The 12,443-nt window shown below is 49.4% G+C and carries 10 protein-coding genes and 1 pseudogene; 5 read left to right on the top strand and 6 right to left on the bottom strand.

Annotated features, from left to right (window positions below; genetic code table 11):
* Positions 1 to 39: 39 nt before the first annotated feature.
* The 4 genes from B153_RS0122485 to B153_RS37800 all read left to right on the top strand — a co-directional run bounded on the left by B153_RS0122485 (position 40) and on the right by B153_RS37800 (position 4,193).
* Positions 40 to 1,989 carry a KUP/HAK/KT family potassium transporter gene (locus tag B153_RS0122485; RefSeq protein ID WP_020599004.1) on the top strand — a complete coding sequence of 650 codons (1,950 nt, stop codon included), beginning with the start codon at positions 40 to 42 and terminating at the stop codon, positions 1,987 to 1,989.
* Positions 1,990 to 2,071: 82 nt separating this feature from the next.
* On the top strand, positions 2,072 to 2,896 hold the full coding sequence (locus B153_RS0122480; protein ID WP_020599003.1) for a ThuA domain-containing protein: 825 nt from the start codon (positions 2,072 to 2,074) through the stop codon (positions 2,894 to 2,896).
* Between the two features lie 76 nt (positions 2,897 to 2,972).
* Positions 2,973 to 3,896, top strand: coding sequence for an SMP-30/gluconolactonase/LRE family protein (locus B153_RS0122475; protein WP_020599002.1), 924 nt, complete (start codon positions 2,973 to 2,975; stop codon positions 3,894 to 3,896).
* 150 nt (positions 3,897 to 4,046) lie between these two features.
* On the top strand, positions 4,047 to 4,193 hold the full coding sequence (locus B153_RS37800; protein ID WP_020599001.1) for a hypothetical protein: 147 nt from the start codon (positions 4,047 to 4,049) through the stop codon (positions 4,191 to 4,193).
* Between the two features lie 59 nt (positions 4,194 to 4,252).
* Here the strand turns inward: B153_RS37800 and B153_RS0122465 are convergent, their stop codons facing one another.
* From B153_RS0122465 to B153_RS0122455, 3 genes are all read right to left on the bottom strand, one after another.
* On the bottom strand, positions 4,253 to 4,591 hold the full coding sequence (locus B153_RS0122465; RefSeq protein ID WP_245564926.1) for a hypothetical protein: 339 nt from the start codon (positions 4,589 to 4,591) through the stop codon (positions 4,253 to 4,255).
* 276 nt (positions 4,592 to 4,867) lie between these two features.
* Entirely contained in the window at positions 4,868 to 5,404 is a 537-nt protein-coding gene (locus tag B153_RS0122460; protein WP_020598999.1) for a hypothetical protein, read from the bottom strand.
* Between the two features lie 124 nt (positions 5,405 to 5,528).
* A complete protein-coding gene (locus B153_RS0122455; protein WP_020598998.1) occupies positions 5,529 to 6,911 on the bottom strand; it encodes an alkaline phosphatase family protein in 1,383 nt (460 codons plus the stop codon).
* 260 nt (positions 6,912 to 7,171) lie between these two features.
* Here B153_RS0122455 and B153_RS0122450 point away from each other — a divergent pair, with 260 nt between their 5' ends.
* Positions 7,172 to 10,372: a TonB-dependent receptor gene (locus B153_RS0122450; protein ID WP_020598997.1), complete on the top strand. Its 3,201-nt coding sequence runs from the start codon at positions 7,172 to 7,174 to the stop codon at positions 10,370 to 10,372.
* A 218-nt stretch (positions 10,373 to 10,590) separates the two neighbouring features.
* Here the strand turns inward: B153_RS0122450 and eboE are convergent, their stop codons facing one another.
* The 3 genes and pseudogenes from eboE to B153_RS0122435 all read right to left on the bottom strand — a co-directional run.
* Positions 10,591 to 11,817 carry a metabolite traffic protein EboE gene (gene eboE / locus B153_RS0122445; RefSeq protein ID WP_020598996.1) on the bottom strand — a complete coding sequence of 409 codons (1,227 nt, stop codon included), beginning with the start codon at positions 11,815 to 11,817 and terminating at the stop codon, positions 10,591 to 10,593.
* A 101-nt stretch (positions 11,818 to 11,918) separates the two neighbouring features.
* Complete coding sequence (locus B153_RS38305) at positions 11,919 to 12,206, bottom strand: hypothetical protein (RefSeq protein ID WP_020598995.1); 288 nt, start codon at positions 12,204 to 12,206, stop codon at positions 11,919 to 11,921.
* Positions 12,203 to 12,443: pseudogene (locus B153_RS0122435) on the bottom strand (IS5 family transposase); the annotation flags it as partial. The gene B153_RS38305 and the pseudogene B153_RS0122435, both read right to left, overlap by 4 nt.

The raw sequence follows: 12,443 nt of genomic DNA, 5'->3' as shown, positions 1-12,443 counted from the left end.
GCTATTGATCCTTTAATACAGTCTATTTTTTCATTTGACATGTCGTCTACATCGCTCAACAAGGTTTCGGCACAGGGGCTTCTGGTGGCTATTGGTATTGTTTTCGGGGATATTGGCACGTCGCCCCTTTATACCTTATCGGCCGTGATGCGAGGGCGGGAGTTGTCCGAAACCCTGGTACTGGGTACGCTCTCCTGTATTCTCTGGACGCTGACGCTTCAAACCACCATCAAGTATGTGGTGATCACTCTTCGGGCCGACAACAAGGGGGAAGGGGGTATTTTTTCGCTGTATACCCTTGTTCGGCGGTACACAGGCCGATGGCTGATGTACCCAGCCGTAATTGGTGGCTCCTTCCTGCTGGCCGATGGGCTGATTACACCGCCGATCTCGGTTTCGTCGGCAGTTGAAGGACTACTGATTTTCTATCCAAAACTTGACACAGTTCCCATCGTCATTGCCATTCTGATTGCCCTGTTTGTCGGCCAGCAGTTTGGTACACAGCAGTTAGGGAGGTTGTTTGGGCCAGTGATGCTGGTCTGGTTTTCGTTTATTGGCGTTATCGGCCTTTGGGCGTTGTGGAGTCAGCCAACGGTGCTCAAAGCGATAAACCCCTATTACGCGCTCCATTTCCTGATGACCTATCCCAGCGGCTTCTGGCTATTGGGCGGGGTATTTCTCTGCACGACCGGAGCCGAAGCGCTTTATTCCGACATGGGGCATTGCGGTCGGAGTAATATCCGGGTAAGCTGGGGGTATGTAAAAACTACGCTGCTGCTGTCGTATGCGGGGCAATCGGCCTGGCTCATGCATCACCTCGGCCAGCGACTGGGCGAAACGAGTCCGTTTTACAGCATTGTACCGCCTTCTCTTGTCGTATTCAGCATTGGTTTGGCCACGTTGGCAACGATCATTGCGTCTCAGGCGCTGATTAGCGGGTCGTTTACACTCGTCAGTGAAGCCATGCGCCTGACACTCTGGCCCCGACAGCGCGTAGCGTATCCGTCCGACGAGCGGGGCCAACTTTATGTGCCGTTTGTCAACTGGGCGCTGATGATTGGCTGTTGCCTGATTGTACTGCATTTCCGTGAGTCGAAAAATATGGAAGCCGCTTTTGGACTGGCCGTTACGCTCACGATGCTCATGTCGACTGTGCTCATGAGTATGTATATGCGGGTGAAGCGCTTCAATCCAATTCTTCAGATTGTTCTGACCGCCATTTTCCTGACCGTTGAGACTACGTTTCTGATTGCTAACCTGGTGAAGTTTGAAGAAGGGGGCTGGATTTCGGTTACGCTGGGCTTGTTGATTATGGCGATGATGCTGTTCTGGCACGAAGGTGAGTCGATTAAGCAGAGCCTGATCAAATATGAATCGCTAACCAGCAACCTACCCATTCTGAAATCGTTGAGCAATGATCTGAATATTCCGAAGTTTGCCACCCATCTGGTGTACCTGACTACCTCCGATTCCAGCAAGCGTATCGAGTCCGAAATCCTGTATTCGATTCTAAACCGGGCCCCCAAGCGAGCAGACATTTACTGGTTTATTCACGTTTGCGTGGAAGATGAACCTTATGTGATGCGCTATTCGGTCGATACTCTGGCGCAGGAAGATGTTTATGTAGTTACGTTCTATCTGGGCTTCCGTATCGAACCCCGCATCAATCTGCTTTTCAGAATGGTGGTCGAAGATATGGTGGAAAATAACGAAGTGACGATCGAAAGCCGATACAAATCGCTGAGTACGCACCGGGTTCCCGGCGACTTCCGGTTTGTGCTTTTCCGACGATTTCTTTCCTACGAGAACGACCTGACTGTACGCCAGCAAGTGGCTATGTTCGGCTACATGTTGCTGAAAAACATTGCTTTAGCACCACAGGCGGCTTACGGATTGGATACCAGCAATGTTACGGTTGAGGCTATTCCATTGGTTATCACCAGACCCAAATCGTTACCGCTCAAACGAATTGCTCCTAAAACGGATTGATGCAGGAATACTCTCTACATTTGGTCGGGCAAGCGTAGAACAACGGGCTTCGTTGCTTATAGAGGCATAACGAACCATTAAGATGACCCGATTTGCCGTTGTATTGTTGATCAGCCTGTTATCGGTCGTCAGGCTACAGGCGCAGGACGTAAACTGGAAAAAAGTGAAGGTGCTGGTGTACACCAAAAATGGCAAAGGCTACGTACACGACAATATCCCCAATGCCATTCAGTGCGTCCAGAAACTTGGCCAGCAGTATGGGTTTAAGGTCGATGCATCCGAGGACCCTTCCATTTTTACAGAAGATAATCTGAAACAATACACGATGCTGGTGTTTGCCAGTACGAACAACGATGTGTTCGATACCGATGCACAGCGGCTGGCCTTTCGGCGGTATATCGAAGCGGGTGGCGGATTCGTTGGGGTTCATTCCGTAATGGGGACCGAACGAAACTGGGCGTGGTTCAAACGGATGATCGGCGGCACCTTTGCCTGGCATCCAAAATTTCAGAAGTTCAAAATCGAAATCATCGACACCAAACATGCGTCGATGGAAGGGTTACCAAAGGTTTGGGAGAAAGAAGACGAATTTTATTTCACCAAAAATATGTCGCCCGGCCCTACGGTCATCATGGCGAATGATCTGACGTCACTCAATCAGGATGAGCCCGAAAAAGTCAAGATGTTTGGTGGTTCGTACACGGAGTTATACCCTTCGGCCTGGTATTACAATTTCGATGGAGGCTACACCTGGTGTACCACGCTCGGCCATGCCAAAACTGATTATCTGAACGACCAAACGTTTATCAAACACATTTTTCAGGGTATCCGATACGTGGCCGGACAGGTGAAGAAAATCGACTTCAGCAAAGCCTACGCCGACTCGCGCGACACCCCGATTCGGTAGAAAATCTATACTAAAGCCGATTAGTTTTTCCGAAAAACGAACTTACTGATTTAGAAAAAGTTTTTTCTCATTTCCTATGATTCATTCGATCAAAACAGGCTTTTTATTGACAAGCCTTCTAGCTATATCAGGCCAGTTGGTGGCACAACAAACAACCACGAGTGGTTTAGACACAATAAACGTAGTGGCTCCCGGTGCTACGCTTCAAAAAGTATCCAGCCAGTTTACGTTTACCGAAGGCCCAGCTGTCGATAAAAAAGGGAATATCTTCTTTACCGATCAGCCGAACGATAAAATCTGGAAATACGATACCGATGGCAATCTGTCGCTCTTTATGGACAAAACAGGTCGGTCTAACGGGCTTTACTTCGACAAAAAAGGCAATATCATTTCCTGCGCTGATGAAAAGGATGAACTGTGGTCGATTAGCCCGGATAAGAAAGTGACGGTGCTGATGACCAATTTCCAGGGGCAGCGCATGAACGGACCAAACGATTTGTGGATCGACTCAAAAGGGGGTATCTATTTTACCGATCCCTATTATCAGCGCGATTACTGGGAGCGGAAAAAGCCGGATATCGATGGCCAGAAAGTGTATTATCTGCCCAAAGGTAAATCGGAAGCCATACTGGTCGATGGCGATTTAAAACAGCCCAATGGCATCGTCGGTACGCCGGATGGCAAGTATTTATATGTGGCCGATATCCGGGATAGCAAAACGTATAAGTACGAAATTGGCTCCGATGGTATGCTTCGAAATCGTCAGCTTTTTATTTCGCAGGGCTCCGATGGCATGACGCTCGACAATCAGGGGAATCTGTACATTTCAGGCCGGGGCGTAACCGTGTATGATCCATCCGGCAAAAAACTGGGGAACATTCCAGTACCGTCGCGTTGGGTGGGTAACGTTTGCTTTGGCGGCAAAAAACGGGACAGGCTGTTCATCACCGCTTCGGAGTCGATCTACACCTTACCCATGCGGGTGAAGGGCGTAGAATAAATGATCGGTGGTAGTTAGCAGATGAAACGTAAACAGAAACCGTAAAAGACGAGTTGGGTTGGTAGTACCAATACAGATCACCTAACTATGAATCCTGAATAAAAAAGTGTTCTTCACCAGACCCTAGCTCAACTGGAAGCCACACGGTCGATGGTCAGTAGTTTACAGGGGCAGGTAGATGCCAACCATCCCGATGCAGGCCGGGTGGCCGACGCACTCAGTCATGTGTCGGAGGCAATCGCCAGTCTGCAAGGCATTCATTTTGGTTTGGAGTCCGATTTTAGCTACGACGATTAAGGGCTAACCGACCCGGTAACTTGCTCTAGATGGCCGTGTGGTACGTGCCTGGAGCGGAATCAATCGTCTTCGGGCTTTTTGAGAATCTGTACGACTTTCCCGTTTTCAATCAGCTTCGTTTTCAGGAAGTTGTGCTTCGGGATTGAAAATAGTAGCAGCGGTTGACTTGTAAACGATTGTGGGTGGTTCGTCAGTGTTGTATCGGCTAGGCGTATATAGCGGACCGTTAATACTGAGTCCTGAACGAAAACTTTACTGATCGAAAGTTTAGGGGGCTTGTTGGTAGGCGGAAGCGCAATACCAACTACCGTTTCTTTCGTAAAGTTTATGCCATCGGGCCGTTTGGAGGTTGCAGCCGGTTTAATGACTTTTTCAAAGCCTTCAGACTCCTCGAACAAAAATAAAGTAGGTTTACTTTTATTGATCGGGGCCTCATTACTCAGAAAATACCCATTGAGTAAGCGGTACGCTAAATTGAGCTGTGCAAAAGTAAGTACGCTGATAAGCAGGCCTATAAGTACAAGAAGAGGAGTACGTAAGCGACGGCTTACGGAGGTAATCAACACCATAATCAAACGAGAGAATCAGACGGAAACTATAAAATTAACGCCTGATTGATAGATTCGGTGTATATATGAACAGAAAAAGATAAATTATTTTGACTGCTATGTTACTTAATCGATCGGATTGTGTATACTCATGCCTGCTACATTGAAACACGAGTTTTGATTATCGCTCTGGCATTCAAACAGATCGAACGATTCAATCCCCTTGTCCAGCCGCTCGAAATACAGGATAAATGGTACTTTTTCGTCATTCTTAATATCGCGGGTCTCGGGCGACACGGGAATGCCTTCTGTCTTGACAAGGGCGTAGGTCTTCTTCCCGTCTGAGGTTGCCAAAACCGCCTTCGGATTGAAGGAGATGCTGCTGGTGCCGTAATAGTTGTTATCGTGGCCGTGCGGGTCTTTGCCAAATGTCATATAAAGTACTGTATAACTGGCTGTCAGTCGAATATCGGTCACTTTAATGTCGGGGTCCTGCGAATGCCCGAGGCCACCCTGGGGGTCTGGGTACAGGCGTTGCTGGTAACCGGCAATCGGCTGGCTGGCCTGATAATATTCGGCACCATCAGCAGGGGCATTCACGGCCGCCGGTCGGTTGGCAGAGCAGGCCGAAAGCAGCAACAGAAGAGGAACGATCGCTTTCATAGAAGTAAATTAATTGCTTTCGCCCAAATAACCAAGAAGTCAAAGGAGGTATGATGTATGATGTAGGATGTATGGCCTGTCTTAGCAATCCATACATCCTACATCCTACATCCTACATCCTATATCATACATTACTTAGTACGTTGGCTGATAACGTTTCCCAGATCTGATCGTAAACGGAAATGGCTGACAGGGATTTGCCCACGTTCCGGCTGCTGACAAACACAGGATGATGTTCCGGGGCCGAACCAACCCGTCCATGTGAGCCTTTTACAAGAGTAGCGTCCAGCGAGATCACATCCATCAGGTAACGGAAGCCAAGCAATTTACGCCCCAGCTTATAGCCTGCTCTCAGTTTAATGAGCGGGTTCGTTTGGTCCATAAACATCTCAACAGGATCATAACCCGGCTTCTGGTGAATGGCTACCAGACGGGCGTAGTCAGGGGCGCGGGCGTCGTCCAGCCAGTAATAATAGGTAAACCAACTGCGGGCATCGGCCACTACGACCAGATCGCCGGAACGCTCGTGGTCAATGTGGTATTGCTTCTGCTGCTCCTTGTCCAGTACCAACTCGATACCGGGTGTTTTCTCAAGTAACGAGCGAACTTTGTCGAAAACAGAAGGGTCGTTGATATAAACGTGGGCAATCTGGTGGTCGGGCGTAGCGAAAGCCGGAGAAGCGCCTGCGTCGAACACCTCGAGCCCTCGTTCTTCCCGGTAGCGAATCATACCGGCTTCGCGCAGGATTCGGTTGATGTGAATCGGGTTATCAACATCGGTGATGCCGTATTCCGACAACACGATCACTTCCGCGCCTTCTTTTTCATAATACTGAATCAGGTCGCGGCAAACATCGTCGATCTCTCGCAGATCATTGGCAATTTTCGAAAAGTCCTGACCAAATTTTTGCAGGCAATAATCCAGGTGGGGTAGGTAAATCAGCGTTAGAGTCGGGTGGTGCCACTTGTCGACCAGCATCGAGGCATCAGCAATCCATCGACTACTTTTTATGGTTGTGGCTGGCCCCCAGAACTGAAACAGTGGAAAGGTACCCAGTTCTTTCTGTAGTTTGTCGCGAAGGTCGCCGGGGTGCGTGTAGCAATCGGGAATTTTCAGTCCGTCGGATGGGTATTGGGGGCGGGGCGTGGCCGAAAAGTCGGCGGTGGAATACATATTGTACCACCAGAACATCTTAGAAACCGTAAAATTCGGGTCAATTTTCTTTGCGCGTTCCCAGATTTTTTCACCGGCTACCAGCTTGTTCGACTGTTTCCAGAATTTCACTTCAGAGTCTGTCCGGTCGTACCAACCATTGCCGACAATCCCGGTTTCGCTCGGCCATTTGCCCGTTACGTAGGTCGATTGAACGGAAGTCGTGACAGCCGGAAGCATCGGGTCGATGGTTGCCTGATGTTTGCTGGCGAACCATTGTTTCAAAAAAGGTGTGTGTTCGCCAATCAGCGAATACGACAGCCCTACAACGTCGAGTACTACGGTCTTTTGCATGGTTATCTGAACGAAGGAAAATCTACGGTATACGTATGGAATCTGTCGGTAGAACGGTTTTTAGAGCCGTTATGGTTCTCTGGAATAAAGCGCGAAAGCGGTTATTCTACCATACTAAATAGAGTTTGAGGAGGATAGTTTTTTGTGTGGTTAAATCGTTATGTCCAGATCGGCTAATGGTAATGATAAGGTAAAGGCAGGTTAAAATTCAGTTAAAACGCGGGTACTCTCTTTGCAACTCATAACTACTCAGTTGTCAAATGAAAAAAGGCCTACTATTTAGTGCTATCCTTCTATTTTTAGTTAGTTTTTTCATCAATCGAACGAACGCTCAAACGACGCAGGCTTCTATTTCGGGGGTGATCTCTGAAAAAGAGAAATCGCCACTACCCGGTGCTACGGTTCAGGTGCGTAATGAATCGACCGGGTTTACGACCGGAACCGTAACCAATGCCAAAGGGGAGTACGCGTTTAAGGAGATTCCCCTGGGCGGGCCGTATACCATCCGTGTTACATTTATCGGCTATGGTGAGCAAAAGCGGACTGGCTATATGGTCAATCAGGGCGACGCCATCCGCATCAGCCTGACCATGCAGGAAGCCGACCAGTCGCTCGAAGTGGTACAGGTAGTGGCGTCGGGTCTGAAAAACAAGACCGACAACCTGGGAGCCGCTACGGCGATTAATGCCAAAACGCTGATTTCGATGCCCGTCAACGGTCGGAATTTTACCCAGCTCGTTAACCTGTCGCCCCTCACCAACAGCAGCGGTAGTCTGTCGGGTCAACTGGGTTCATCCACCAACTACACCATTGATGGGATGACGGCCAAAAACCCAACCTCGGCCGGAGCGACGACCAGCCGCAGTGGTGCGCCCTACTCGATCTCGATTGAAGCCGTTCGGGAGTTCAAGGTGATCACCAACCAGTACGATGTCGTTTACGGCCGGGCTGGGGGGGGGCTGGTGAGTGCCGTAACGAAGGCCGGTACGAACAGACTGACCGGAAGCGTGTTCAACTATACCCGCGCCAACTGGCTGTCGAGCAAGTACGACATTCGGGGCAACGTGCGCAATGTACCGTTCTCGACCAATCAGTTTGGGTTTTCGTTGGGTGGCCCGATCATTAAAGACAAACTGCATTACTTCGTGGTATGGGACCACCAGCAGGATTCACGCCCGTTGATTATTGCCGACGTACAGACCCCGCTCGACGAAAGCCGTTTTAACGTAACCAACGCGACGCTCAATCGGTATGTAGATATTGCCCGCAGCAAATATGGAGTTGCCAACACCCAGCAATTTGGTACGTTTCCTAAAAACCGGGGTACCGACGCGGCTTTTGCTCGAATCGACTGGCAGATCAACGCCAATAACCTGCTGACCATCCGTGATAATTATACCAACGACCGGAATAAATTAGGTCTGGCCGATAATACAGCCATCAACATCTATGAGTCATACGGCAACGATTACAACATTGACAACAGCTTGCTGGCTACGCTCCGCACGACGATTTCACCTAAGATTACCAACGAGCTGAAGCTCCAGCATCTGTATACGTACCAGAAAAGTGGCCCGGGCGATCAGTTACCAGCCGCCAACATCCCCCGTAACATCGTGGAGAACGTAACATCGACGGTGGACGGAAAAACCTTATCGACCAATATTCAGATGGGTGGACACCGCTTCGCGCAGGAAGGGTTTACGAACAATGTGCTGCAACTGGTCGATAATTTTTACTACAATACCGATCGGATTCAGTACACCTTCGGGGCCGATCTGATGTACACACACGCTAAGTCGCTGTACGGCAGCGAGGTAAATGGTCGGTTCCATTACATCAACGACGCTTCCGGATCGGCGCTCGATAATTTCAACAATCTCAAGCCCTATCGTTACTACCGTGAGGTGCCCCTCGTAGCTGATCCGACCGTTTACGGCAATATTTACAACCTCGGTGCTTACGGACAACTCAGCACACACCTGAGACCTGAACTGGAAATGACCGCCGGGCTGCGTTTCGACTATTCGATTTATCCCAAAGCCCAGTTCAATCAGGTGGTATTCGATGATCTGAAACTACGTACCGACAACCAGATCAAATCCTTCATTGCACAGCCGCGTATTCAGTTCAACTGGGACGTTAACAACGAGCATCGCACCTTTATCCGGCTGGGAGCGGGGGTGTTTGCCTCGGATATCAACAACTACATGCTGATCAACAACCTGACCTTCGACGGTAAGCACTTTGCTACGGTCGATGTGCGGGGGGCTAACGTTCCAACGCCAGATTTTGCCGCTTATCGACAAAACGCTTCCAGCATTCCGACGCTGGCGCAGTTTCAGGTGCCGACCATCAACATGACGGGCCCGGACGCTAAAATACCCGTGCTCTACAAGGCCAATGTTTCGTACTCACGCTTCCTGACCGACCGATTAAAAGTCGGCGTTTCGGGATACATGTCGCTGGGACGTAACAACTATATGTACATCGACCGGAACATGGTAGCAGAACCGTTTTTCCGGCTACCCAATGAAGCGAATCGGGGCGTATTCGTACCGCTGGCGTCGATGCCAACGACAGGGGTGGGCGACTGGCAGCAGGGACGCATCAGCAATCGCCTGGGTCGGGTGCTGGAGTTGAACAGCGAAGGCCGGGTGAATCAGTTTGCGGCCGTGGTCGACGCCACGTGGCAGTATTTCCGGGATGGCGAAATCACGGCGAGCTACACCTGGAACGATACCCGCGATAATGTTACCTACAACGGTAATGTGGCCAACACCGCTACCCTGGTGCTGCCCGTAAAGGATGACCCACGCAATCTGAGCAACATGACGTATTCGGATAACCAGTTCCGTAATAAGGTGGTCGTTTACGGTACGTTGCCGTCGTTCTTTGGGGTTACGCTTGGATTCCGGTATACGGGGATTGGCGGTACACGGTATTCGCTGCTGTCGGGGGCTAATACCAACGGCGACTTCGTAGCGACCAATGACCTGGCTTTCGTGTTTGATCGGAACAATCCTGAAGTGGCAGCCAACGTTCGTACGGGCCTGCAAAGCCTGCTCGATAACCCTGGTGCCAGCCAGAGTCTGAAAAATTACATCGAAGCGTATTCTGGCCGGATTGCCGAGCGTAATGGCGGGATCAATGGCTTTTACGGCGTGCTCGACATACGGGCGATGAAACGGTTCCGGTTCGGTAAAAACTACGCACTTGAGCTATCGGCTGATGTGTTCAATTTTACGAATCTGCTAAAAAGAGATTGGGGCACAAACAAGTCGCTGGGTACTCAGGCACTGTATGCCTTGAGCGTTCCAGCAACAAGTACCACCGCTGCTATACCGGGATTTACCGCGTCGGTTCCGCAGTACAATTACCGGGTTAACAATACGGGGGCTGTTACCCCATCGGGCGATCCGTTCCAGGTTCAGCTTGGGGCACGGTTTAGCTTCTTTTAGGTAGTAAAGCTGGCTAGCCTTTTGCCAATAGGCTAAAATGAGTGCGTTTTTCTGTCATTCCGACGAAGGAGGAATCTCAAGCTTAACTAATAAGCAAAATTGAGATTCCTCCTTCGTCGGAATGACAGAAAAACGCATTGTTTTTAACTGATAAGGGAAATTTAAACCAACTTCAACAACTCCCTAAAGACTATTCACTGATTTAGGAGTTTTACTATCTAGCCTATCTGCTCAACAACCCATTTCATCTCGCGTTCAATCGAGTCGACCAACTCTTTTTTGAGATCGTCGGGCAACACTCCCCAGGTGTAGGTTTCTACTTCAAGCTGGTTCGTAAATCGTCGTTCAGTCTGAAGCTTCAGAACCTCCACAATGTCATCCTGAGTGGATTGCAGAACCCCATAGTCGGCCACAAACAGCGGGACGTGGAAGTGGGATCGCCATTCGCTGTGCTGGTCATTCAAAGCGGCAAGGGCTTCTGGTAAATCCGGGAAACGCATCAGGGTGTTGTCGCTTGAGCGGGCAACGACCTGGTGCAGATAAGTTGGTTCGTTGAATTGCTCAAAGGCCTGTCGAATGGCGGTGCGACCTGCCGGATCGTTGGGGAACTGAGCTTTCAGAGCCGCACTGATCTGAATTTTGCCGACTCGTAAACCATATTCTTTCAGTTTATCAAGCACCTCGGCCGGACGTTCATAACCCACCGCAAAATGGCATACATCGTAGCATAACCGAACGTGTTCGCAGATGGTAGCTTCCGCTTCGGCATCGGTCATTCCAAATTCGTTGGTCAGTTGCTCAATGCCCATGGGCAACAGATAGTCTGTAAACCAACTGATAAATTCATCCGCCGTTTCGATAACGCCATCGGGTTCGGGTTCCAGATCGAGGTGCATAAGTCGATCCGTTTGCCGATGGAGTCGAATCAGGTCGCTCACTACTTCAAGAACGTTCTGCGTTGTCTGCGAAAAAATATAGTCACGGGCAGCCGGTTGCTCCCATTCAAACCAGTGTCGATAGGAGAGGGGCGAGGTTGATACTCCACCCTGAATAGCGTTGCCCAGCTCATCAACTGGCAACAGAACGGAGAGCAGGCGGAATAGCCGTTTCGTATACTCGACCCGCGCTTCGGTGGTCCAGTCGGGAGTATGCACCTGATCTTTTACAACCGTATCATGGAAACCACCAAATGGGAAGCCATTCATCGTGTACACATAGCAGTCGTTCTGAGCGAGCCAATGTTGGAAAGCGACCAGGTTCTCGGGGTTTTCCAGTTCTTCACTGGCCTGATTCGACAGACGCAGACCTATGCCAAACGGCGCATTTGGCGACAAACGCTGCTTTAGATCGGGTATAGCCTGCTGGATAGCCGCAAAATGATCGGCCCAGGACTCGCCCGCATGAATATTGGTACAATAGCCGAGGTGGCCCAGCGATGTTTTCATAGTAAGCTTTGAACACAGAGGCAGAAAGAAGACAAAAGAATGATGACAATTGTATGCATTGTCGAAAGGCGAATAACTTCCATCTGCCTAGTAGGATTTCGTTAACCCCATACAAGTTCTAATTGATGATCTTTGGGCTTTGCTTTCAGACCGTGGTTATGTTGATTAATTTGGTTTGTATCAAAGTTGCAAATTAAAGCTTCAACCACTGTCCGTCTATTCTCTAAGCTACCTCCATTATGGTAAAAATGGTCTTTAGTAACAATATTGAATTTATTCCAAAATTTGCCTATCATTTCATTTTCTCGCCAGTCATTGTGATGCCAGGTCGATAAAATAAACTTCGCTTTTGTTTCGGACAGTAGCTTAAGAGTATGTTGGGAAATCATCTTTGGCAATAAGTCTCGATTCGTTGTAACATGATCTGGCTATTGGCCAGATACAGCCAACTGACCGAAGAAGATGCTGTATGCTCATAGTCTTTGACGATTCTCCGAAAATAGTTCGTCCAGGCAATGCTTCGTTCCACTACCCATCGTTTGGCCACCGGTACAAAACCTTGGGCTGATTCAGGCCGCGACGCTTTCTCAAAATCGATACTCCAACGGTCAAGCTCTTGAGCAAAC

It is taken from the genome of Spirosoma panaciterrae DSM 21099 (assembly GCF_000374025.1).
GTDB classification, from domain to species: domain Bacteria; phylum Bacteroidota; class Bacteroidia; order Cytophagales; family Spirosomataceae; genus Spirosoma; species Spirosoma panaciterrae.
This window is presented reverse-complemented; position numbering and strand designations above follow the sequence as displayed.

Coding starts and splice junctions, on each gene's coding strand:
- B153_RS0122485 (WP_020599004.1), top strand. CDS start 40: ATGTCGTCTACATCGCTCAACAAGGTTTCGGCACAGGGGCTTCTGGTG.
- B153_RS0122480 (WP_020599003.1), top strand. CDS start 2,072: ATGACCCGATTTGCCGTTGTATTGTTGATCAGCCTGTTATCGGTCGTC.
- B153_RS0122475 (WP_020599002.1), top strand. CDS start 2,973: ATGATTCATTCGATCAAAACAGGCTTTTTATTGACAAGCCTTCTAGCT.
- B153_RS37800 (WP_020599001.1), top strand. CDS start 4,047: ATGGTCAGTAGTTTACAGGGGCAGGTAGATGCCAACCATCCCGATGCA.
- B153_RS0122460 (WP_020598999.1), bottom strand. CDS start 5,404: ATGAAAGCGATCGTTCCTCTTCTGTTGCTGCTTTCGGCCTGCTCTGCC.
- B153_RS0122455 (WP_020598998.1), bottom strand. CDS start 6,911: ATGCAAAAGACCGTAGTACTCGACGTTGTAGGGCTGTCGTATTCGCTG.
- B153_RS0122450 (WP_020598997.1), top strand. CDS start 7,172: ATGAAAAAAGGCCTACTATTTAGTGCTATCCTTCTATTTTTAGTTAGT.
- eboE (WP_020598996.1), bottom strand. CDS start 11,817: ATGAAAACATCGCTGGGCCACCTCGGCTATTGTACCAATATTCATGCG.
- B153_RS38305 (WP_020598995.1), bottom strand. CDS start 12,206: ATGATTTCCCAACATACTCTTAAGCTACTGTCCGAAACAAAAGCGAAG.